Annotated in this window: 20 protein-coding genes and 1 pseudogene; 8 read left to right on the forward strand and 13 right to left on the reverse strand. The window is 52.2% G+C overall.

Annotated features, from left to right (window positions below):
• Positions 1-31 precede the first annotated feature (31 nt).
• The 5 genes from ade to ACINK7_RS12165 are packed head-to-tail and all read left to right on the forward strand — an operon-like array spanning position 32 to position 6,781.
• Positions 32-1,678: an adenine deaminase gene (gene ade / locus ACINK7_RS12145; protein ID WP_404355466.1), complete on the forward strand. Its 1,647-nt coding sequence runs from the start codon at positions 32-34 to the stop codon at positions 1,676-1,678.
• The gene (locus ACINK7_RS12150) at positions 1,678-3,087 is read left to right on the forward strand and encodes an FAD binding domain-containing protein (protein ID WP_404355468.1); all 1,410 of its coding nucleotides are present in this window, start codon (positions 1,678-1,680) and stop codon (positions 3,085-3,087) included. The genes ade and ACINK7_RS12150 overlap by 1 nt, the downstream gene beginning before the upstream one ends.
• Complete coding sequence (locus tag ACINK7_RS12155; protein ID WP_404355470.1) at positions 3,074-5,329, forward strand: molybdopterin cofactor-binding domain-containing protein; 2,256 nt, start codon at positions 3,074-3,076, stop codon at positions 5,327-5,329. Before ACINK7_RS12150 ends, ACINK7_RS12155 begins: the two co-directional genes overlap by 14 nt.
• Positions 5,329-5,811 (forward strand): hypothetical protein, encoded by a 483-nt coding sequence (locus tag ACINK7_RS12160; protein WP_404355472.1) that lies wholly within the window; start codon positions 5,329-5,331, stop codon positions 5,809-5,811. Before ACINK7_RS12155 ends, ACINK7_RS12160 begins: the two co-directional genes overlap by 1 nt.
• Positions 5,804-6,781, forward strand: a complete 978-nt coding sequence (locus ACINK7_RS12165; RefSeq protein WP_404355474.1) for an XdhC family protein — start codon at positions 5,804-5,806, stop codon at positions 6,779-6,781. The genes ACINK7_RS12160 and ACINK7_RS12165 overlap by 8 nt, the downstream gene beginning before the upstream one ends.
• A gap of 63 nt (positions 6,782-6,844) precedes the next feature.
• On the opposite strand, the gene ACINK7_RS12170 is transcribed toward ACINK7_RS12165, so the two are convergent.
• From ACINK7_RS12170 to ACINK7_RS12215, 10 genes and pseudogenes are all read right to left on the reverse strand, one after another.
• Positions 6,845-7,063 carry a DUF86 domain-containing protein gene (locus ACINK7_RS12170; RefSeq protein ID WP_404355475.1) on the reverse strand — a complete coding sequence of 73 codons (219 nt, stop codon included), beginning with the start codon at positions 7,061-7,063 and terminating at the stop codon, positions 6,845-6,847.
• Between the two features lie 245 nt (positions 7,064-7,308).
• Positions 7,309-7,704 (reverse strand): annotated as a pseudogene (locus ACINK7_RS12175) (type I restriction endonuclease); the annotation flags it as partial.
• A gap of 482 nt (positions 7,705-8,186) precedes the next feature.
• Entirely contained in the window at positions 8,187-8,468 is a 282-nt protein-coding gene (locus ACINK7_RS12180; RefSeq protein ID WP_404355476.1) for a type II toxin-antitoxin system YafQ family toxin, read from the reverse strand.
• Positions 8,465-8,713, reverse strand: a complete 249-nt coding sequence (locus tag ACINK7_RS12185; protein WP_404355478.1) for a type II toxin-antitoxin system Phd/YefM family antitoxin — start codon at positions 8,711-8,713, stop codon at positions 8,465-8,467. Before ACINK7_RS12185 ends, ACINK7_RS12180 begins: the two co-directional genes overlap by 4 nt.
• A gap of 295 nt (positions 8,714-9,008) precedes the next feature.
• The gene (locus tag ACINK7_RS12190) at positions 9,009-9,824 is read right to left on the reverse strand and encodes an SDR family oxidoreductase (RefSeq protein WP_404355480.1); all 816 of its coding nucleotides are present in this window, start codon (positions 9,822-9,824) and stop codon (positions 9,009-9,011) included.
• 215 nt (positions 9,825-10,039) lie between these two features.
• Positions 10,040-10,885: an SMP-30/gluconolactonase/LRE family protein gene (locus tag ACINK7_RS12195; protein WP_404355482.1), complete on the reverse strand. Its 846-nt coding sequence runs from the start codon at positions 10,883-10,885 to the stop codon at positions 10,040-10,042.
• A complete protein-coding gene (locus ACINK7_RS12200; RefSeq protein ID WP_404355484.1) occupies positions 10,875-11,420 on the reverse strand; it encodes a gluconokinase in 546 nt (181 codons plus the stop codon). The genes ACINK7_RS12195 and ACINK7_RS12200 overlap by 11 nt, the downstream gene beginning before the upstream one ends.
• A 10-nt stretch (positions 11,421-11,430) precedes the next feature.
• Positions 11,431-12,894 (reverse strand): alpha-amylase family glycosyl hydrolase, encoded by a 1,464-nt coding sequence (locus ACINK7_RS12205; RefSeq protein WP_404355486.1) that lies wholly within the window; start codon positions 12,892-12,894, stop codon positions 11,431-11,433.
• 4 nt (positions 12,895-12,898) lie between these two features.
• Positions 12,899-15,592: an MGH1-like glycoside hydrolase domain-containing protein gene (locus ACINK7_RS12210; protein ID WP_404355488.1), complete on the reverse strand. Its 2,694-nt coding sequence runs from the start codon at positions 15,590-15,592 to the stop codon at positions 12,899-12,901.
• Positions 15,593-15,930: 338 nt separating this feature from the next.
• Positions 15,931-17,283, reverse strand: coding sequence for a mechanosensitive ion channel domain-containing protein (locus ACINK7_RS12215; protein WP_404355490.1), 1,353 nt, complete (start codon positions 17,281-17,283; stop codon positions 15,931-15,933).
• 332 nt (positions 17,284-17,615) lie between these two features.
• Here ACINK7_RS12215 and ACINK7_RS12220 point away from each other — a divergent pair, with 332 nt between their 5' ends.
• Positions 17,616-18,800: an amino acid permease gene (locus ACINK7_RS12220; RefSeq protein ID WP_404355492.1), complete on the forward strand. Its 1,185-nt coding sequence runs from the start codon at positions 17,616-17,618 to the stop codon at positions 18,798-18,800.
• 42 nt (positions 18,801-18,842) lie between these two features.
• Here ACINK7_RS12220 and tnpC read toward each other — a convergent pair whose 3' ends face one another.
• From tnpC to tnpA, 3 genes are all read right to left on the reverse strand, one after another.
• Positions 18,843-20,456, reverse strand: a complete 1,614-nt coding sequence (gene tnpC / locus ACINK7_RS12225; protein WP_404355494.1) for an IS66 family transposase — start codon at positions 20,454-20,456, stop codon at positions 18,843-18,845.
• Between the two features lie 85 nt (positions 20,457-20,541).
• Positions 20,542-20,892, reverse strand: a complete 351-nt coding sequence (gene tnpB / locus ACINK7_RS12230; RefSeq protein ID WP_404355496.1) for an IS66 family insertion sequence element accessory protein TnpB — start codon at positions 20,890-20,892, stop codon at positions 20,542-20,544.
• On the reverse strand, positions 20,880-21,173 hold the full coding sequence (gene tnpA, locus ACINK7_RS12235) for an IS66 family insertion sequence element accessory protein TnpA (protein WP_404355498.1): 294 nt from the start codon (positions 21,171-21,173) through the stop codon (positions 20,880-20,882). The genes tnpB and tnpA overlap by 13 nt, the downstream gene beginning before the upstream one ends.
• Positions 21,174-21,228: 55 nt before the next feature.
• Here tnpA and ACINK7_RS12240 point away from each other — a divergent pair, with 55 nt between their 5' ends.
• Positions 21,229-22,323, forward strand: coding sequence for a hypothetical protein (locus ACINK7_RS12240; protein WP_404355500.1), 1,095 nt, complete (start codon positions 21,229-21,231; stop codon positions 22,321-22,323).
• Positions 22,324-22,781: 458 nt separating this feature from the next.
• A complete protein-coding gene (locus tag ACINK7_RS12245; RefSeq protein ID WP_404355502.1) occupies positions 22,782-23,678 on the forward strand; it encodes a GGDEF domain-containing protein in 897 nt (298 codons plus the stop codon).
• Positions 23,679-23,807 lie beyond the last annotated feature (129 nt).

A 23,807-nucleotide genomic window follows, 5' to 3' on the forward strand; every position in this document is an offset into this window, starting at 1 on the left:
GATCCCTTAGGAAAACCCATTGGTCAAGAAAGTGAATCTAAATCAAGGAAGCTTCATCGCGAATATCGTTCAAATACTCGAACGGCGGATAGTCTTGGCCGAAGTCAGTTGGAATAACGGAACAATCGCCTCGATCATCGAATTAAGCGATGAAGACCCGAGCCGGCCTTATTTGTTACCGGGCTTTATCGACGCGCATGTGCATATCGAAAGCTCGATGCTGACGCCTGCCGAGTTTGCCCGGATTGCGTGCCGGCACGGCACCGTCGCTACCGTTTCCGACCCGCATGAAATCGCCAATGTGCTCGGCCTGGAAGGAATTCGCTTCATGTGCGATAGCGCCGCGTTGACGCCGATGCCGATATTGTTCGGAGCGCCTTCGTGCGTGCCGGCAACTCCATTTGAAACGTCCGGCGCGCGCCTCGACAGCGTACAATTGGCCTGGCTGCTCGAAAACCGACAGGCAGGTTATCTATCCGAAGTGATGAATTATCCCGGGGTTTTGCATGATGATCCTGAAATTGCGGCAAAATTGGCATTGGCCAAGCGTTTCGGCTACCCGATCGACGGTCATGCGCCCGGCCTGAGCGGTGAAGACGTCAAGCGCTATGCGGCGGCCGGCATTTCGACCGATCATGAATGCAGCACGCTCGATGAAGCCCGCGAAAAACTCGCGGCCGGCATGCATATCTTGATTAGGGAGGGTTCGGCGGCGCGCAATTTCGAGGCATTGCATCCGTTGATCGGCGAAGCTCCCGAGCGCGTGATGTTGTGCAGCGACGACAAGCACCCGGACGACTTGGTTGCCGGCCACATCAATGTCTTAGTAGCTCGGGCCATCGCGCACGGTCATAGCGTTTTCGATGCCTTGCGCTGCGCCTGTTGGAATCCGGTCGACCATTATGATTTGCCGGTTGGCCGCCTGCGGGTCGGCGAGCGCATGGACGCGGTACTCGTCGAAAATCTAACCGACTTTAGCGTACTCGTCACTTGGATTGCCGGCCAAAAAGTCGCCGAGCACTGCAAAAGCCTGTTGGTGCATCATGAAACAAAACCCGTCAATCGTTTCGCCGCCGTACCGATCGACACATCCGATCTCAAAGTGCCGGCGAGCGGCGAGCAAATCCGTGTGATCAAGGCATTCGACGGCGAGTTGTTCACGCAAGCCTTGTTACGCACGCCAAAAATCGAGCATGACAAGATCGTGCCTGACATCGAATGCGACCGGCTAATGTTGACCGTCGTCAATCGTTACGAAGTCGCCCGGCCGGCACTGGCCTTTATCGAAGGCTTCGGCTTGCAACGAGGTGCGTTGGCGTCGAGCGTCGCGCATGATTCGCATAATATTATCGCTGTCGGTGCTGATACCGATGCCATTTGCCGCGCGGTCAATGCGGTAATCGCGGCGCAAGGCGGCATTGCAGTTGCGGACCGGGAGCATGTCGAATTACTGCCGCTGCCGATCGCGGGTCTTATGAGCGATGCCGACGGCGATAGCGTCGCGGCGCGCTATGCCGAGTTGGAAGCATCGGCCAAGCGACTGGGTTCACCGCTGCGCGCACCGTTCATGACTTTATCGTTCATGGCCCTGCTGGTCATTCCCGAATTGAAATTGAGCGACCGGGGTTTGTTCGACGGCCGGACATTTTCCTTTACTCCATTAACGGTAACGCCGTGATGACTCGCTTGGTACTGAATCGACAACTGATCGAGGATCATGCAAACCCGGCAACGGTCGTGCTGGACCTGATTCGTCAGAGGCAGGGCCTGACCGGCACCAAGGACGTCTGCAGGGAAGGCGATTGCGGCGCCTGCCAAGTGCTGCTCGGATCAATGCGCGGTGGCCGCTTACGCTATCAGGCCGTCAATGCCTGCTTGTTGCCGCTGGGCGCGATCGACGCTTGCCATGTCGTGACGGTAGAAGGCCTGAACGGAGAATCCTTGAATCCGCTTCAACGCGCCTTAGTCGATTGCGGCGCGATTCAATGCGGCTTTTGCACGCCCGGCCTGATGATGGCCTTGACCGGCTTTTTTCTGAATGCCGAGACTTCCAACGAACAAGCCGCGATCGATGCGGTCGCCGGCAATCTCTGCCGCTGCACCGGTTACGCCGGCATCAAACGCGCGATAGCGCGGCTCTGCCGGCAATTCGCCCTGTCCGGCTCGCCGCCGGAACGCAGAATCGATAATTTGGTGCAATGGCAAATCCTGCCGGCTTATTTTTCGGGCATGGATTCCAAACTATCGGCCATTGCGCCACGCAATAAGGCCGATCCTTCGACGGACGCGGTACTGGTCGGCGGCGGCACCGATTTATGGGCGGCCAGACCGCATTGGCTACATACCCAACCATTGGCATTTTTGTCCGACAGCGCCGACGGCGTTCGCTTTGACGCTGACGATTGCATCGTCGATGCCGCGGTAACGATAGAACAACTTCGAACCTCCACGTTGTTTCGGCAGTTGTTACCATCGGTCACGCAAGATTTTGAGTTGATTTGCTCGGCGCCGGTCCGAGCCCGCGCGACGGTCGGCGGCAATCTAGTCAATGCCTCGCCGATTGCCGATCTGGCGGTGTTCTTTCTGGCCTTGAATGCCCGTCTGCTTTTGGTCTCGCATGACGCAAGCCGCACCGTTTCGCTCAAAGATTTTTTTCGAGGCTATAAACAAATCGATTTGCAGAGCGGCGAACGATTGCAGGCCATCCATTTCAACCGAACTGCCGCGATGGGTTTCAGTTACGAGAAAGTCAGCATGCGCCAGCATCTCGATATCGCCGCCGTCAACTCGGCGCTCGGCATCGAACATGCCGACGGGCGAATCGTCACAGCCCGTTTATCGGCCGGCGGCGTTGCTCCGGTGCCGTTTTATTTCAAGAAGACCTGCGCCTATTTGCAAGACAAAGCGATAGCCCCGGCAACCGTTCTCGCCGCGGCCGATATCGCCCGACACGAAATTGCGCCGATTTCCGATCTGCGCGGTTCCGCCAATTACAAACGTTTGTTGCTGAGACAGTTGATCTTCGCGCATTTCATGAAGCTATTTCCTGAAGCGATTCGCTGGGAGCAATTACATGCACGCCAATGATCTCGAACTGCATGCCCAAGGGCGCTCGGTCTTTGTCGACGACATCGTGCCACCGGTCGGTTTGCTGCATGCCTTTCCTGTCGTGTCGACAATCGCTCACGGCTTGATCGCAAGCATCGATTTTAGCGAGGCCTTGGCGTGCTCCGGAGTCGCCTCGATAGTGACCGCAGCCGATATACCGGGCGTCAACAACATCGGCAATGTCGAGGCCAATGAGGTGCTGTTGGCTGAACAAACCGTAATGTATCAAGGCCAGCCGATCGCCGTGGTCGTTGCCGAATCAGAAAGCGAAGCCCGGCATGCGGCCGCTCTTGTGCAGATTAACTACCGAGAATTGCCCGCCGTATTCGACGCCCGCGAGGCGCACCGGCAAGGTCTGCACATCGCGCCGCCGCGCATCTTTTCGCTCGGTGATGTCGAGCAAGCCTGGCAAACGTGCGATGACATCATCGAAGGCAAGACGCAATCGGGCGCGCAGGAGCATGTCTATCTGGAAACTCAAACCGCGCTCGCCTATCCGCTGGAAAACGGCGGTTTAAGAGTCGTTTCGGCCACGCAGTCGCCGGGCATGGTGCAACGGGTCATCGCGCGCGTGCTCAACCTGGCGATGACGCAAGTTGAGGTCGATGTGCTGCGTCTCGGCGGCGGTTTCGGCGGCAAGGAAGAACAGGCGACAACCTGGGCCGCAATCGCGGCATTGGCGGCCAGCCGTCTGCAACGGCCCGTCAAAATACGATTGAGCCGAAGCGACGACATGCGTTGGACCGGCAAGCGTCACCCTTACGATGCGGATTTCAAGATCGGCTTGACCCGCAGCGGCAAGATATTGGCTTACGAGGTTAGTTTTTACCAGAATGCCGGCGCGGTCGCCGATCTTTCTCTGGCGATTCTGGAACGCACGCTATTTCATGCCAGCAACAGTTATTTCATTCCGAACCTGCGCGCGACTGCGGTCAGTTGCCGCACGCATCTGCCGCCGAATACTGCATTCCGAGGTTTCGGCGGGCCGCAGGCGATGTTCGTACTGGAATCGGCGATTTTCAAAGCCGCTGCGGCATTGCAAATCGATACAGCCGAAATTCAGCGCCTCAATTTACTGCAAGAAGGCCAAGCGTTTCCTTACGGCATGCCCGCGACGGAATGTCGAGCCGGTCTCTGCTGGGAACGCTTGCAGGAAAAGCATGCGTTGTCTCGGCGGCAACAGGCGATAAACGACTTCAATGCGAGCCATCGACTCGAGAAAAAAGCCTTGGCGTTGATGCCGATCTGCTTCGGGATTTCGTTTACCGCGACTTTTCTGAATCAAGCCGGCGCGCTGGTGCATGTTTATGCCGATGGCTCGGTCGGAGTGAGTTGCGGCGCGGTCGAAATGGGCCAAGGCGTCAAGCAAAAAATCCGAAACATCGTTGCTTTGACCTTTTCGATAGTTTCAGACCGCGTCAAGGTTGAAAGCACGAATACCTCGCGCATCGCGAATATGTCGCCGACCGCGGCCAGCGTCGGCGCCGATCTCAATGGTCAGGCGACTTCATTGGCTTGCCGGCAGATTCTTCAGGGTTTGAAAAAAGTCGCCGCCGGATTGCTCGATATCGAAGCCGAAGCGGATAAAATCGCCATCGAACAAGAGCGCGTGCATTTCAACGGACAGCCGACCGCAATCGGATGGAATCAATTGATTTCCGACGCCTACCTGTCCCGAACGGCGTTATCGGCGCATGCGCATTATGCGACGCCCGGCGTCTATTTCGACAGAAGCAAGGAACAGGGCCGACCTTTCGCCTATCATGTCTATGGCTGCGCTGCCATTGAAGTAACGGTCGATTGCTTGCGCGGGATTTATCGCATCGATGAAGTCGTTATCGTGCATGACGGAGGCAAGAGTCTCGCACCCGAGGTCGATCTCGGCCAGGTTGAGGGCGGTCTGATGCAGGGCTTGGGATGGATGACGATCGAAGATATCCGTCATGATAGCCAGGGTCGTTTACTGAACGATACGCTGACCGCCTATAAGATTCCCGATATTCATTTCGCACCGGAAATCAACGTCGAATTTTTGGCCAAGGACAATCCGGCCGCGATTCTGCATTCGAAAGCGGTCGGCGAGCCGCCGTTCATGTATGGGATCGGCGTATATTTCGCGCTGGTCAAGGCGATACAGGCTTTCAATCCGGCCTTTGAACCGGAGTTCAGCGCGCCAATGACGCCGGAAAAAGTGTTGCTGGCCTTGTATTCCGAAACATAATGGCACTGTTGACGCTGCGCAACAGCATGTCGGGCACGTTGATTTATGCGGCGGGCGATAGCGCCGCGGCATTGTTGACCGACGAATTCCAATGGTTTCGATTGCTCGGTATGATGCTGGTCGGGGGGACATTGTATGCAATCGAAATTCCCGCCTATTTCAATTGGCTGGCGCGTTGTTTCAGAGGGAGCGATCTTCACAACCGTATTCTACGCGCCTTGCTGGCTCAGGCGTTTTTCAATCCGCTGTGGATCGCGCGGCATATCGCATTGATCTATTGCGTGTCGGGCCGCTTTGCCGAACTGGACTGGCAATTACTGAACATCGGTTTGGCGTCATTTCTGCGCATCGTGCCGGTGGCGTTTGCTGCCAATTACCTGATCCAAAATCATATTCCGCTACGCTGGCGTTTTTTCTGCAGCGCGGTTTTTTCGGCGATGATGGCGGTTTATTATGCTTTGAGCGAGACCTTCTTTGGCTAAACAAACATCTTTATGGCAATGGCTCTCGAACCGGCTGGCGCAGCAACAGTCCGTCTTACTAATGATCGTCGTCGAAAGCCAAGGCAGTTCGCCCGGCAAGCCGGGGGCGAAAATGGCCGTGACGGCGCATGGCGAATGCTTCGGCACGATCGGCGGCGGAGCGCTTGAAAGCGCCTTGCTCAAAGAAGCCCGCTCGGTTTTGCAAGTGGATGGTTTAGAGCCGAAGCTGAGACGCTTGCAGCATCATCCAGTAAGAGACGGCGAAGCATCCGGCATGATCTGCGGCGGCGAACAGACCGTTTTACAGTATCCTTGCCGGCAAGATCAGTCCGCTTTATTCCGGCGCTTGGCGGATAATCCGCAAGGCGTGTTGACACTGTCGCCGTCCGGTATCGCATTCGATCAAACGCAAACCCTACCGGAACCGTGCCGGTTTACCCGGCAAGGCGACAATGATTGGCAGTATCGGGAATCCGTCGGTTGGTCCAAACAAGCTTATATTATCGGCGGTGGTCATGTCGGTCTGGCGCTGTCGAGAATCCTGGCGACGCTCGATTTCGACATCACCGTGATCGACGAACGCGAAAATCTCGACACCCTAACGCGCAATGTGTATGCGCGGCAAAAGTTGAAACGCCCCTACTCTGACATCGACGCTGCAATACCAGAAGGCAGCCAAATCTATGTCTTGATCATGACGCATAGTCATTATGCCGACCAAAAAATCGCCGAGCGCTTAGCCGGCAAAAAAGTCGCCTATCTGGGTGTATTGGGCAGCCGGAAAAAAATCGCCCAACTCAAAGCCAAGCTTGCCGAAACGCTGTCTTGCGATGAGCTTCAACACATTCGAGGTCCCATCGGCTTGCCGATCCATAGTCATACGCCCGAGGAGATCGCAGTCAGTATCGCGGCCGAGTTGATACAGATTAGCAATAGTACGAATTTCGCACCCTGTTTATTAAGTGACTGATCATAAAAAATCAATAAATAATAAATGATTAAAAGTTTTTGACTATCCGCCGCAACTCAAAAATCAAGCCGGGAATATCATCCTGAATAATACTCCGCAAAGTATCGTTATCGATTCCCAAGTAACCGTGTTGCGCGTTGCGATGATTTGCCGCGAAAACACTACCGGATTGGCTTCCCTAACTTCCGCTGGGATATGAGTTGCGGCCTCTCCGATCAATTCAAGGTTACGAACCGTTGCATCGTAATTTAGCCCGGTGGTTTCAAATGACTGCCGATCCAATCCTTCACAATACTCCCTTTATACTCAAAAAATAGCTAACTTTATGAAGGTATGGGGTGTGGCTAGCGAGGATGTCGGCAGCAGCGCAGATTTTTGCTCCTCGGCAATTGCTGAGTTACATGGATGTAATGAATGCAGAAAATGCAGGAGCATTTTTCTGCCCTGCATCGCCTAAAGCGCCTACTGTTGGTGCCCTAATACACGCCATCCGTAGCGTAAATGCAAAATCTGCATTCACGCCATCCTTGGTGTTCGGTTGGATCGGTCAGGCCCGTCCTATCATGGATTAGAAAACCATCGCCATTCGAACTGATGGAAAACGGCACATCGAGCATTTCGGCATAGCTCAGTGCCTGTTGCATACCCTGCCCGACCGGAAACTTGTTTTGCTTCGCTTCAATAACTGCGATCGGCACATTAGGGCGGGCATATAGCACATAGTCCGCTCGCTTGGGACCGCCTTTAGCGTCGGGATTTTTGATTCGTGCCGCCAATTTTCCGCGTACCATCACGCGACCGTCGGTCAGTTTGACTTCCTCGCGAAACTGCGTTTGCTGCCAACCCGCCTCAAGGATGGCAGGTGTAATGTATTTAGTACAGATATCGCGTTCACTGAGTTTCTTTTTTTCCGTGTGGGAAATCCTATCAAATGAATTGACCGAACTGGGGTTAATTTTATATTTGGAGCCTATTTATACCCATCGTAGATCAAAAATCGGCGCTGGCGTGCCAGTCAAAGGACGCCGTGAATACGTCCATGTAGGCTCTATGCCAGCTCCATGCCGGCCCCTCACCTAGCGTTAGGGAGGGAGGGTGGCCGGAACACCCCGGCGCCTCCTTAGGTACTGCCGAAATTTGAAGTACGGAGGGTATATTCCACTATTCATTGCTGAATTGATTTGACCCCAGCATAGTTAGGAATATGCCCAAAACAAATTCTCGAAACAATAGGCTTAGTGGTACGGTGACTCGATTGATAGAACGCCGTAAATACATTTTTGTAGGCTTGATTGCGGAATCTAATGGCCGAGGTGCAAAAGCCTGCCCTGCTGCCAACATCCTCACTAGCCACACCCTATACCTTCATAAATTTAGCCACTTTTTAAGTATAAAGGGAGCAGGATCAGCCTTGATAAACCTCATCGTGGCTACCGACATTAACCAAAATGATCTCTTTTTCGGAAATGATCATTTCAATGGTTATCCGATAGCTGAGATTGATCGATACCGAATGCAAATCGGCTAATTTGCCTTTTAGAGCATGTAAACGAAGCGCCGGATGAAAAGGGTTTTGAGACAGTAATAGCAAAGTTTTTCGGTATTGCTCTTTTAATTCCGGGTGTTGCGTTGCAAAACGCCGAGCGCGTTTTTTGTAACTGTCGGTAAAGATCAAGCTATAAGTCATTCCACGAATGACTCGTTTATATGCCGGTCAATATTGTCCTTGCTGAAACGGCCTGCCGAAAGATCCTGTTTCGCTTCATAGAGCGCGGCCTCCAGCTCCATTTCACGCAAGTAGTGGTAATGATCGATCTTCATCACGACAAAAGACTCTTTACCTCGGACAGTAATCACTGCCTCCGGCTGATTGGCAAGATTTTCTTCTAAACAAGCAATCCCTTTGGTTTTTAAATCGTTTGCGGTAATCATTTCTATCGCCCTATAAACAACACGATTAACTATATGCCTTAGGGCGCGACGAGTCAAATTGAGCTACCGGAAAAATCTTTCAGTGTGCCCAAGTGGTCCTCGCTCCGTCGATGGGCGCGCGATGTCGATTACGGAAATGAGGATTTTGCAGCTCGATGTCGAAACTTGACTGGCAAAGACTATATTCAAGGGACCGCTGATGCTTAATTCAACAGTAATGCTTGCAGGAGCGCGCCCTACAATTAACAAACCTGCAATCATTAGACTGGAAACGCCGCGCCTCCGCGCGATAAATTTACCCGCCTTCGCGAAAACCCGGATAGAGCGTCATACCGCCATCGATGTAAAGCGTTGTGCCGACTACATAATCGGAAGCATCGGAGGCTAACCAGACCACGGCACGGGCAATATCGGACGGATCCCCGACGCGTTCGTACGGAATCAGCTTCAGTAAATCGGCTTCCGCCTCAGGGGTTTCCCAGGCGCTTCGATTGATCGGTGTTTTGATCGCGCCCGGCGACACGGCATTGACCCTAATCTTGTCATGAGCAACTTCCTGAGCCAGGCTCTTCATGAACATCAGCAGGCCACCCTTTGACGCGGCATAATTGACGTGTCCGGCCCAAGGAATAATATCGTGAACCGAAGAGTTACAAATAATCTTGCCGGCCGAACAAGACAACTCCGGCACCACACCTCGGCGAAGAAACTCCTTGACCGCTTCGCGGGCGCACAAAAATTGCCCGGTCAAATTGACCGCCATCACGGTTTCCCATTGAGCCAAGGTCATCTCGACAAAAGGCGCATCGAGCTGTATGCCGGCATTGTTGACTAAAATATCGAGACTACCCCAAGTCCCGATGACTCGTTGAAACATCGCCATCACTTGATCTTCTTGGCTGACATCGGCTTGAACCGCAATCGCTTCGCCGCCCAAGGCGTGAATCTTTTCCACCAACGCCTCAGCCTCCTCGGCATCGGAAAGATAATTGATCGCCACACGCGCACCCGCTTCGGCCAATGCGACGGCAATCGCCGCGCCAATGCCGGAGCTACCTCCGGTTACTAGAGCTCGCTGCCCTGCCAATGATTTCTCGCTAATAAGCGGCATATTTGTCTCTCCTTTTTTCTGTTGTTTAACCTCAGTTCTGGATAAATCATGTATTCCAGAGAGTTAAGACAGCATCAGGTAGCGCTGGAAGAAGTGTGCGCAGCATGGATGCTGCGCCCAAGCCTACACGGAAGTATTCACGGCGTCTTCTGGAAGCGTTGCCTGATACTGGCTGGTTTGGTTAACCCGAACTTAGGTTATGGTTTAATGGGAAATCAAGGCAAACCCGCACCCGGCACATCAACTTCGACTATTTCAATACGCCCCGATTTCAGGTTGTTGGCCTTGCCGGGATCGTCCGTTTCAGAGGTCGTGATGAATAATGTCCGGCGCTCCGGACCGCCCAACATGCATGCATAAGGCACGCCCAGCGGTTTGATACGGGCTAAAATCTTGCCGCCCCGTTCGGCTCTTATCACTTCGCCGGTTCCGGGACTGGCGACCCAGATGCCGCCTTCGTCGTCGAGACAAATGCCGTCCGGCTTTGCCTCGCCCAAATCGGCCCAAGTTCGGGCGTCTTTCAACAAGCCGTCTTCGCCGATCGTGAATGAGGTCAAGCGTGAGGCGAAGGTTTCGGCAACGATCAATATCGAATCGTCCGGCGTGATCACGCAACCGTTCGGAAACAGCAAACCTTCGGCGGCGATCCGGCAGCTGCCGTCCGTTTCGACCGCAATCAGATGCGTCTTGGCTTGAGCCGCGCCGCCGTGCAAATCGTAGCCGAAGTTGCCGACATAAACGCGGCCGCCGGTTGTCGCGATCATGTCGTTGCAATGAAACGGGGCAAATGCGGACAAATCGGCATATAGCGTCCATCCTCGGTCTTCAAGCTTATAGACGGCACGCTCGGTCATCGCAACGACCAAAGGCGTTCCATCAGGCAACCAAGCCAGCCCGCCCGGCAGATCGTCGGTTTCTAAGATACACTCGGCCGGCCCGTCGGTTTTCACGGTCATCACACGACGCGCATGCTGATCGGTAAACCAGAGTCGATCGCTACGCCAACGCGGCGCTTCAGGAAAAGCCAAGCCGGTCAGCAGTATTTCGGTATCATGTTTCATCGCATTCGCTCCCAGAATAAGCCAGCCAATCCGCGATCGATTCAACCAGCGTTTCGACAGCTTGTTCGCTGTCGATTAAAAGAATGTCGTTAGCCGGTTCAAAGGTCGCGAGCTGGCTATCAAGCAATTCGGCGCCCAGGAAATGGCCTTGCCGTGTCGTCAAACGTCGATGCAGACTTTCCCGACTACAACTCAAGAACACAAAGCTCACGTTAACTTCGCCCCCGCGCAATATTTTTCGGTAACTCGCCTTCAATGCCGAACAAGCCAGCACCGCCGAAATACCGCAATCGAGATAATGGATGATTTCGTTGTGCAAGCTTTCCAACCAAGGCTTTCGGTCGTTATCGCCCAGCGCTTCGCCGCGCCGCATTTTTGCTATATTCGCTTCGGAATGAAACGTATCGCCTTCTATGAAAGGCCAGCCTAAATATTCGGCAAGCGCCTTGCCGACCGTCGATTTTCCGCAACCGGAAACGCCACCGATAATTACGACGCGCGCGGTGCGATGCCCGCTATCGTTCGACGAGTTCATGTTTCGCTCGTCAGTCCGGCAACTTAAAAACACGATACCCCCATGCCGGAAAATCGAACCGGATGACCTCCTCATTTATTTCGACGGCTGGTTTCTGAGGCTGCGAACTCAACAGAACTTCCGTGTTATTTGCGATTTTCGGTATCGGCACTCCTTCAAGACAACACTGGCCTGGCTGATCGGCATAGTTGACGACGACCCAAGCCGTTTCATCGACCGATCGCCATCGATAAACGATGAAATTCCGCCAGGATTCGTTGCCGTCTTCGGTCGGTCGGCAATCCCCCAATGTCCATTCGCCGCTTCTAAAAAACGGTCTTTGCAAAGTCTGCAACAAACCGCTGTAAAACTCGCTCAAGCGTCGGTCGGCGGTCTCTTCGGGCCCACGGCACAGATGAATCGGAATATGCACGTTGTTGCCGGTCAATTGACCGTCATGAAGAAAACGCAAACCGGGCGAGAGAAAAGTGACGATCGCGGCGGCTTCGTGGACATCTTGCGGAAACGTCTCCGCGGCGCGCGGTTCGTCGTGGTTTTCGAGAAAACGCGCCAGTTTGTTTTGAAAATCGAGACTCGCAACCAAATGATCACGCACCGGGCGAGCAGCCCGGTCTCTAAGCCGGTCGTAAAGGCGTTTGTCGTAGGTGTAATCGAAGCCTTGTTGCTGCAGATTCCATTCGAGATCCCAATAGACTTCGGCCAGCAGCATGAAATCCGGAAAACGCTCGCGAACCGCCGCGATCGCTTTCGGCCAAAACGGTTCTATCGGTTTCCTCCAGGTTCGCTCGAATACGTCCGGCAAAATCAACATCGCCATGTCGCAGCGCACGCCGTCGCAGCGTTCTGCTATGGCGAGCAATTCGGCGATCATCGATTCCTGTACTCTCGGATTGCCGTAGTCTAGTTGCAGCGTATCGGGCCAGCCGTCGAAATAAGGATCGCGGCCGTAAGCAAAGACTTGTCTGCCCTGCGAGCTTTCCAATTCGATATAATTTTGCGGTTCGCGCGCCAGATCTTCTTTCGAGCCTTGAATATAAAATTCCGGATGTTCCCGAACCCAAGGATGGTCCAATGCGGTGTGATTCGGCACGAAATCGAGCATCAGCTTCAGCCCTCGCTCGTTCAGCTTTTTGCGTACACTGGCGAGAGCTTTATCTCCGCCGAGGCACTCCAACGTTCGATAAGCCGTGACCGCGAAGCAAGACCCGCAAATGTCATCTTCGGACAAGTCGGCCAAACTGGCCTGAAAGCCTTGCTGCCAAGGTTCGTGACTTCGTGAAACTTGCGCCCCGGCATGACCGGTTTGCCAAACGCCCAGTAACCATAGCCAATCGAAGCCTTGTTCAGCCATGCCTTGCCATTCGCTATCCGGCCAGTCGTCGATACCGGCGGCCCGCCTCCGATCGCGGCAAAACCGCCGATGCCGGACCCGTGTATTGATTTGATAAAGCGAGGGATAATCAACGGTCGCCATAAAGTCACCTTGTTTGCCGGGTTGGTGTTTTGTCCGTTCCCGCCAATGCTTCGACGATTTCCTGCATGCCGCCTTCCATCAATTCTTCATGATCGAGCGAACCGAATATCGTCAGAAGCGTCGCCAGGGTTCCGGTCCAACCGGTTTGATGGCTGGCCCCCAGCCCCGAACCGTCGTCGCCATGAAAATATTCATAGAACAACAGATGATCGCGAAAATGAGGATCGCTCTGAAACTTTTCCGCACCGCCGAAAACCGGCCGTCTGCCGTTTTGATCGGGCAGAAATATATCCATCAGCCGGCATGAAATTTCCTTGGCGATTTGAAACAGATTGAGCCGGTTGCCTGAACCGGTCGGGCATTCCATCTTAAAATCGTCGCCATAATAGGCATGCATTATCAATAAGGCTTGAATGATCAGTAGATTAGCCGGCAGCCATACCGGCCCGCGCCAGTTCGAATTGCCGCCGAACATATAGGTATCGGACTCGCCAGGTATGTATGCGACGGTATGGGTTTGACCCTCCCAATGAAAATGGTAAGGATGTTCCTGGTGATATTTGGACAGCGAACGAATGCCGTAAGGGCTTAGAAACTCTTGTTCGTCGAGCAAACGGGTCAACACGCGCCTTAATTTCTCTTCATCCAGGATCGCCAGCAAGCGTCGATTCTCTCTGCCGGGCGTCACCGGACAGAAAATCGCCTCGGCCAGATGTTTCTTACGCTTAATCAAGTTTTCATAGCATTCTGCGAAGTCGGGTAACTGCGCCAAGGTATCGGCTTCGATTACCGTGACCGCGCATAACGGCAACAAGCCGACCAGCGAACGTACCTTTAAACGAGTCGAGCCGCCATCCGGGAAGCGCAGCACATCATAGAAAAAACCGTCTTCGTCGTCCCACATATCCCGGTGTTCGCTGCCGATATCATGCATAGCCGCAGCGATTTCCAAAAAGTGATCGAGATAGGCAATGACCTTTTGCTGATAGCCGGGATCGTGCTTGCTCAACTCCAAGCCGATCTGAATCATGTTCTGCGCATAGAGCGCCATCCAGGCGGTGCCGTCCGACTGTTCGAGATGCCCGCCGGTCGGCAGATGTTCGCTGCGGTCGAATACGCCGATATTGTCCAAACCCAAAAAGCCACCTTGATAAACATCGCCGTCGGGGCCCTTGCGGGTTTCCCACCAATGAAAATTGCGCTCCAAATCGGCAAAGGCGTTTTTTAAAAAATCGATATCGCCATCGCCCCGACGCTCGCGATCGATATGATAGACCATGCGAACGGCCCAGGCATGGACCGGCGGATTGACGTCGCTGAAATTCCATTCGTAAGCCGGAATCTGGCCGTTCGGGTGCAAATATCGTTCGTCAAGAAACAGACTGAGCTGCCCTTTTGCGAAATCAGGATCAACCAGTACCAGCGCCAAGGTATGAAAAGCCGAATCCCAAACCGCATACCACGGATATTCCCATTTGTCCGGCATCGAAATAATGTCGTGATTGCGCATGTGTCCCCAATCGCCATTGCGGATAGCCTTACCGTGATGCTCTTCGAGCCAGCGGCCGACATCGAATTCGTAATATTGCTTGGTCCAGATCATGCCCGCCAGGGCCTGCCGCAACACGAGCGCTTGCCGGCCGGGCAGTTCCCCGGTCAACTTCTGATAAAATTCATCCGCTTCTTGGGTTCTTTGCTCGAAGATGGCGTCGAAATCCTCGAAAGCCGTTTTCGCTTCGCCATTTCCTTTACGTAGGCGTAGTCTGACGGTTTTCGTCTCTCCCGGCCGAACGGTCAACGCATAATCGGCCGCCGCTTTCGTGCCGAATCCTTCCGGATTCAAGGTATCCTGCTTGCCAAGCACGATGTAGTCGTTGATGCCGTCCTTGACATAAGCGCTATGGTTTTCGCCACCGAACAATAAACGGTTATTGCTTTCATTGTCGACGAACAACCAATCCGGCGCGCCCTCTGCCATCAATTGGTAATCGCCCAATTCGACATGACTTGCCGTCACCGCGCTCGTGCCGTTTCCGCTTTCGTCCCGAGACAATCGCGGCTTGGCCGTCTGATTCGACCCCGTCCAGGTATTGCGAAACCACAGCGTCGGCAGTACTCGAAGCGATGCTTCGGCCGGCCCGCGATTCACAATGCCGATGCGGATCAGAATATCCTCGGGGTCGGCCTGCGCATATTCGACGAAGACATCGAAATAACGGTCCGCGTCGAAAACCCCGGTATCGATCAGTTCGTATTCGGGGTCGCGTTTGGATCGACCGGCGGAGGTATCCACGAGGTCTTTGTAGGGAAACTCATCCTGCGGATATTTATAGAGATATTTCAGATAGCAGTGGTTCGGCGTCGCATCGAGATAGTAATAATATTCCTTGACGTCTTCGCCGTGATTGCCTTGCGGCCCGGTTAAACCGAACAGGCGTTCTTTCAGTACCGGGTCTTGACCGTTCCAAAGCGACAGCGCGAAACAAAGTCTCTGGCTATCGTCGCTGATACCGGCCAAGCCGTCCTCGCCCCACCGATAGGCGCGCGATGTCGATTGCGAATGGGGAAAATAATTCCAGGCGTCGCCATTGTCGCTGTAATCTTCACGCACCGTTCCCCATTGCCGCTCGCTAAGATAGGGCCCCCATTTCGACCAAGCCTTATCAGAGGATTTTTTGAGCGTATTTTTTTTTGCCATGGTCGTCTCTCCGAATTTTTATGGTTCAGGAACGCTTTATACCCATCGCAGATCAAAATTCGGCGCCGGGGTGTCCGTCACAGGACGCCGTAAATACATCCCTGTAGGCTCTATGCCAGCTCCATGCTGGTAAAGCCTTTGCCATACACCCCGGCGCCTCCTCAGGCACTGCCTAAATTTGAAGTGCGAAAGGTTTATAGCGTTGAATCTAAGTTACAAAATCATTTCTTTACTCGAAAACGAGGGTAAGACCGGCTCTCTCTTTCCCCTAACCAAGCGACAAACCGTTGTCGATAACAGGAAGGAGTGACCGAATCGCTATACTGCTCTTTTTAGATTTATAACTCTGAAGGCGTATTCGGATCCAAAAGATTTTCACCTTTGTCTTCTATATTTTCCTTTGAAATCTGATTTTCGACAGTGCGATCGATTGTCATATCATGAACTTCTTCAGTTTGATTATCGATGTTTTGCAGATTTATTTTTAAAGCTTTCTTAACCGACCGTTGATTTTTTTCCTGGGAGGGCTCCTGGTTATCAGTCATTCTAAGATCGTAAATCGGATTTGGCATCGTGATTAATGATTCGTCAAAAACCTGCTTCACGGATTTAATCGCCTCGCTACGCACTTTTAAAAAATCATGTTGTGTTTGGTTTACCCAACCGAAAATACGCATCACAACATTGGAATCACCTAACTCATGAATAATGGCTAACGGTTTTGGTTCCTGTAAAATGCCGGGTATCGTTTTGAGCATGGCCAAGGCTATAGCCTGAGCTCTTGATAAATCATCGGTGGTACCTACACCGATATCGAATTGAAACCGTCTCTCAGGGTTTCGTGTAAAGTTGGTTATCGTGGCTTTGAATACCGTCGAGTTTGGAATACGGATATGATTGCCATCCGGTGATATCAATATAGTGGCTCGTGATGTCAGACGAGCGACATTGCCTTGCCGGCCTTCAATATCAATAAAATCATTGATTTCAAAGGGATTTCGAATACTCAACAAGGTGCTTGCAATAAAATTTTCTACTGTATCTCGTATCGCAAAGCCGACGGCCAAGCCGAAAATACCGGCAGCACCGAGTATTGTGCTCAATAGTGCGACTGAATCCAATAGGTTTAGCGCCAGGACAATGCCTATCAGTATAAAAACAAAGTGGGTGATCTTACCCAATAATTCGGCAATGAAATTGTTAACGCTAATATGTCGAAAAAGGGCTTGACGTTGAGAAAGCCAACCGCCCAATATCCAGAATACCAAAAATAATAGCAACGCCATTAGAATCAAGGGAAGCCCGGCGATCAACTGCTTGCCGAACGTCGATATTTTATTGATCGTCTCCGGAAAACGTTTTGTTATACTTTGATCAAAAATTAACCGGCTCTCAACTTCGACAACGCTTTCGATTTGTTGGGCAAATTGAATAGCTCTTGTTTCCGCTGCTTTTGAAACAATTTCTCCTTCTAAGGTCACAACACCATTACTAACGGATACTTTTATATCTTTTAGATTATCCAATTCTGAGTAAATCTCCAGCAAACGTTTTTCTATTTTTTTATCATTTTGTTTCAAGTGCGTTACCGTAATGACTTTATCCGGTGCAGGAGCACTTTCATTAATATCATTGCCGGTCAATAATTTCGATAAATCCTGAGCTTGAACAATATGAATTTCGGACAGCAAACAGAGTAGCCAAACGGTAGTTAGGAGCATTTGTTTCATGACTGTTTTCATCTTAATTTTCCTTTCAACCCTATCCCAGTTTTATGTTTCATTTTTTTAGTTCGTCAGCGATGTAAGTTTGCCCGAAAGGTATATCTAATATTACATCAACGATCTATCGTTGTTGTTTTAAATTATTGTCCGTTACTTCCTATCAGCACTCACGGACGAATCCGACAAAAATTAAAAAGCAAACTTTTTTAGCGATAAAAACTCGAAGAAGTTTGGCTGCAAAGTCGTAAAAAATCTAAAAACGTCATAATTACCTACTTACTTAGACCTCAAGAGCAGATATGTCAAAAGACTCCAAACTAGAAAGACCTGCAAACGCTGATCGGGCAGTGCAAAAAGAAGTCAAAGAAAAGATCACCCGAAAACCTTCCAGGAGGCTTTTTGGAACCTTCAGTGGGGTCTTCACGCCGACTCTTTTAACCATTTTGGGCGTGATCATGTATCTGCGATTAGGCTGGTTGGTCGGCAACGCCGGACTTCTCGGAGCATTGCTCATTATTTCTCTCGCATTTGCCATCACTTTCTGCACCGGTCTTTCCTTGTCCAGTATCACCACCAACATAAGAATAGGGACAGGGGGCGCATTTTCGGTAATCTCACAATCGTTGGGTCTGGAAGTAGGTGGTAGTGTCGGCATCCCTCTTTACCTTGCCCAGGCTTTGGCCGTGTCCATGTACATATTCGGTTTTCGGGCCGGTTGGCTGTGGATTTTTCCTGATCACGCGCCATTGCTGGTCGACCTTGGGACCTTTGTGGCGTTATTCACTATTGCGTTCATCAGCACCGATCTGGCTTTTAAGATTCAATATGTAATCCTGGTAACGATAATCGCTTCGTTAATTTCTATTGGCGCCTCGGTTTTTACCACATCATGGGTCGAGAATGTGCAATGGTGGGGCACCTTTCCCGGTTCTCCGGAAACCGCGTTCCAGGGCGCTGACTTTTGGGTGGTGTTTGCGGTCTTTTTCCCTGCCGCGACGGGTATCATGGCGGGAGCCAACATGTCCGGGGATTTGCAAAATCCGCGCAAAAGCATTCCCGTCGGAACACTTGCCGCCATTGGCATATGCTTCGTCGTGTATATCTTGCTAGCGGTATGGCTGGCGATGACGACGCCCACCGAAGAACTGCTCAACAACTACAATGTGATGATTGATCGTGCCGCTTGGGGGCCTGCTGTTTTGGCGGGACTACTAGGGGCAACCTTCTCTTCGGCCCTTTCCTCACTGGTAGGTTCACCCCGCATCCTGCAAGCCTTGGGCGAACACAGGATCCTTCCCGCCAGCAACTGGTTTACCGTTCGCACAGCCAAGGGAGAACCCCGAAACGCCTTACTTTTGACCGGTGCAATCGTGCTGCTTGCTCTCATGTTAAGAAACCTCAACGCCATTGCCCCTCTTATCACCATGTTTTTTTTGGTCACGTATGCCACGATCAACGTTGTAGTACTCATTGAACAAAGGTAAGCGTCCAGCCGAGCCACCTATTCGTACTCAACTGAGCATGATTTAATCCAGATGGTCGAAAGGCAACAGCTCGTCGATCCGGCTATTGGGCCAGGTAGGGAGTTTTTCCAGGGTTTCATTTAACCAAGCGGCGGGATCGAGGCCATTGAGTTTGGCAGTGCCGAGCAGGGTTTGGATGACGGCGGCCCGTTGACCGGCACGCTCGGATCCGGCGAACAGCCAGTTTTTTTTGCCCAGGGCAATGGGCCGGATGGCGTTTTCTACCGGGTTGTTGTCTATGGGTAAATCGCCAGTTTCGGCATATCGTGTCAGGGCTGGCCAGCGTTTTAACGCGTGATCGATGGCTTTGGCGGTCGCGGTATTCGGTGCGGTGCGCAACCGGGTTTGGTGCAGCCAGTCGTGTAAGTCCGTGAGTGCCGGCAGGCTTTTTTCGGCCCGAAGGGTTTGGCGCTCTCGGGATGTCAGTTCCCGCGCGTCGGCTTCTACCACATATAAGACCGCGATACGATTTAACGCCTCCTGCGCGATCGGGCTCTGATTGGCCTGATACAGATCGAAGAATTTTCGGCGCACATGCGCCCAGCACGCCAATTCGACACACGGTTCGAGTAGGCAAGATGATTCGGGATGCGCACGCGCCGTCGCAAACAGGGCTTTGTAGCCACTGTAGTCATCGACCAGCAGGTGACCGTGCCAGCCTTGTAGAAATTGCTGCGCATGCCGGCCACTCCGGCCGGCTTGGTAGTCGAAGACGAGGATCTTGGGGCCGGGTTGCAAATCGTTGCTGCGATAAGCCCATAAATAGGCTTTCTTGGTTTTGCCGTTGCCGGGATCCAGTTGCGAAACCGGGGTTTCGTCGGCATGCAAGCTATCGCGATGCAATAAGTGCCAGGTTAAACGATCGGCCAAGGGCTCCAGGGCGACGCCGAGGCGTCCGACCCAATCGGCCAGTGTCGAGCGGGACAAGATCACACCGCTACGGGCGGCGATCTGTTCCAATCGGTACAACGGCAAGTGATCGAGGAATTTGCCGATCAGCACCCAGGTCAGCAAGCCGACTGCCGCCATACCGCCGTCGATCACGGCTGGAGGAATCGGCGCCGCCGTGACGGTTTCACAGGCTCGGCAGGCATATTGCGGGCGGATATGACGATGGACAAAGAATTTAGCCGGCTCGACGTCCAGTTGTTCGGTGACGTCTTCGCCGATCTTGACCAAGTCCTTGCCGCACTGACCGCAAGTGCAGGATTCGGGGTCGTGACGGTGCTCGATGCGGGGCAAATGATCCGGTAAGGGCTGGCGGCCGGCGCGCGGACGTTTGGGGCGAACCACAGTATCACACGCCGGGCCGTCTTGAAGCTGCTCGACCTCGGCTTCGATAGCGGCAATGTCGGCATCGAGAGTTTCCTCGAACACGTCGCGTTGCAGTGGTGCCAGCGCTTCGCTCTTGGTGCTGAAGCGGATACGCTTGTAGTAGGCCAATTCGTAGGTCAGGGCGCCGATTTTGAGGTCTTTAGCCTGGATGTCAGCTTCTTTAGCCTCAATGGTTTTGGCGTCCTGAGCAGCTTGATCAAGAAGCGCCTGCAGCAACGCCGCGACATGGTTTTTCGCGGCGGGCTCCAGGTTCAATTGATCGAGTTCGGCCAGTGGATTCATGGGGCTTATTATACCCTATCAAGCCCTCTGAAGCACTTGATTCAACTGGGTTTCTACGAATTTTTACGTGTTTTTTTCAGGCCTTTTAGACTTGCCAATCGGCTGACGATGACGCCGATAAGCGCTGCCAATCGACCCCGGCAATCAACCATTGCCACTGCGCCTGACTCAGGGCAAATACGGTTTCGGAGGCCTTGGGCCAGGTAAACGAGCCTCGATGCAGACGGCGTTGACACAACCAAACGCCATTGCCGTCCCACAGCAACACTTTCAAACGATTACCGGCGCGATTGCGAAAAATAAACGCTGCCCCGGCGCATGGCGCATGTCCTAAGCGCTGTTGGACAATCGCCGACAAGCCATCGATGCCCCGCCTCATATCGACCGGCTCGACCGCCAGCCAGATTTGCGCCGGACTCTCAATCAAACCAGACATTGCAGCAACTCCCCGAGCCAATGCGGCGATACACTGACCGGCAGCTCTAAAACGTGGCCTTGCGGCCAACGTAACGACAACGAACCCGAGACCGCCGGCTCCGGTTGCAGCCGGACCGGTATCAATGTCGGCGCATCGGCGTCAACCGCTTGCCGAGCCAATCGGCACCAGCGGCCAAAGGTTTTGACGTTCAAACCCGTCTGACGGCAATACGCTGATTTCGTCAATCCGCTGGCTTGCCAGGCTTCGATGTGATGTTTCTGTTTGTCCGATAATGCCATGTGCTCTCCTCGTGGAAAAATCCTGAGGATAACAGTGGCTGCGAGGGATTTTTAGATGGTGGCGTTGGACGCTTACGAACAAAGCCTCAAACTGGTCAGTTTTCGCCCTCTTTTGCGTATCCCCCGAATTGTGCCACTGATAGGAGCATCTGGATGTCTTTTCGCCATGTTTATAATCGATGTGGCTTTTGGAGGTATTGCCATTGCTGTAGTGATCATCCTACATACATACCTGGTTCATAAGCGTATTAAAGCGCCTTTTGGCGATGTACGTAGCGGCCTATTCACCGCCTTGGCCGAATGGGCCGCTAGTAAAGTCGCTAGCCTGGCCGGTCCTCGCGAGAAAACGTGGAAGGCAAACGTCCTTGTGCCCGTTGAAGACTCACGAGACATTGTAAACGTCTTCCCTCTGCTGCGGGACATCGCTCGACCCAATGGCTTTGTGCGCTTGCTCGGCCTAACCGGAGAACGAAATTATCATGAAATGACGAAAAATCTTCCTGACCTGACAAACAAATTTGAAGAGAATCAGATTTTTTCGACATGGACGGTAATTGATGCCGCAACATTTCCTGATAAACTTGCTGCCGGAATTGAAGCCCTCGGCGGGGCTTTTTTCCGCTCGAGCATGATTGTCCTCCCCTTTCCCGAGAGCGGCGAGCGAGAAGAAAAAATCCGTAGAATCATTCAAGATGCCCAGAAAAACAAGCTGGGCGCATTGCTTGTTTCCGGTGAAGAGTTTGGTCTATCAGCAAGAGGAGGTGTTCATTTAATCATCGACCGTCCGGAGAACGGGTGGAAGATTGGTATAGACTTGGGAAAAACGGATCTGGCATTTCTTTTGGCTTATAAATTGAAGCGAAACCGGAAAACAAGTATGGTTCTCACCGCCTATGTGTCAAAAGCAGGCGAAGATCAAAAGGCTTTGGAATTCATGGAGGCGATAGTAGAGCTGGCAAGGATTCCGAACGTCAAGTTCAACCTGGCAAATTCCGAAGAAGAATTCCGAGTTGATTCGGGCGATTCCGCTATAACCATTTTCAGCATAACCGATGAGGTAAATTTCAGGGAAATGCAAAAGAGGATTCATTTGGCGAAAAGCCCTTGCCTTTTCGTCATGGATTCCGGATGGGAAAATGCATTGGCATAGATTAGATGATGGTCCTCAGTTTTATACCTTTCGCACTTCAAATTTCGGCAGTGCCGGAGGAGGCCTCGGGGTGCTCGGTAAAGGCTTTGCCAGCATGGAGCTGGCATAGAGCCTACATGGACGTATTCACGGCGTCCTTTGACGGGCACCCCGAGGCCGAATTTTCATCTACGATGAGTATAATTATCACTCCTAGTTGAACGAATGGGAACCGCTTCATCTTCGACGCAATGACGAAAAAGATATAGGATATACTATTCAGTAAACCTGATCCGGTCTTTGACCAGGATCTGCAAATTTCCTGTCTATCGTCAGAGAATTCAACTACTGTAATAAGCAGACATTATGAATACTCATGTTGATATTGTCATTTTTGATTAGAAATTATTGCCATCATTCATGTCCGTGTCAAACTTGAGGGAAGTAGGTGTCAAAAGCCTTATTGTAGGTGGCCAAAGATGAATAAACCTCTGACCCGTGAAGAAGATGCCGATACGCTGCAAATTTTGCATTTAGTTTTGCGGAAAGCAGTGGCAAAACACCAGGCATGTCGCCTCGAACTGTTCTTTCGGCTGCAGTTTTCCGACCTTGATTCTACAATAGAAAATGAAGAGCAGCTTCTCCAGTGTATGGATGTATTATCCTCAATTGAAAAAGTCTTGACGATAGCTGTATCGAATCATCCACTACTCGGGGATGTCCGTGCTCGCCAGAGAGAGCTTCTGTCACAGATACATTCAGCGTTATCGGCCGCAGCTGAAGGCAAGCTGGATTGCAGTTTGTTCCGCAGCCTGTTAAATGCAATGCAGCGCTTTGACAGTGCTATAAACCGTTTCGATATGGGTATTACCTCTTCGCTCACCGATGTTGACGAACTCACTGGTTTACTGAATCGCACCGGCATGGTTCGGGATCTTAAACGAGAGCTTGCCCAAACAAAGCGGAGCGGTAAACCGCTTAGCCTTGCCATGATGGATGCCGACCACTTCAAAACAGTCAATGATAATCATGGTCACAGTTTTGGCGATATCGTTCTGGCAGAACTGGCGGATCGTTTCGAGGCGAGTCTTCGCCCTCGCGATCGCATCTATCGCTATGGCGGAGAGGAATTCCTGATCGCACTCCCTGATACCGGATTACATCAGGCCGAAAAGGTTATGGATCGTTTACGGATAAGGATCTCTGAGCAACCTATTCGCGAAGATAAAATCAGCGTCACTCAAACTGTATCGATCGGACTGACCGAAGTGAATAGCGATGAAGATATCGAAACTGCTATCGAACGTGCCGACGAAGCGTTGTATCAAGCGAAACAATCTGGACGCGACCGGGTGATTACTGCGGCTACAGACTAGAATCAAACATGAAGGAATCTGCGATGAATATAGTCGAACTGTTAAGGTTGCCCTGCCCCAGGCTTACCATACGCTTACTGACCAGTGTTATTGCCCTGACCACCATACTCGGTATTTTATACCTTTCGC

Origin of the sequence: Methylotuvimicrobium sp. KM1 (assembly GCF_044788715.1) — a bacterium.
GTDB lineage: Bacteria > Pseudomonadota > Gammaproteobacteria > Methylococcales > Methylomonadaceae > Methylotuvimicrobium.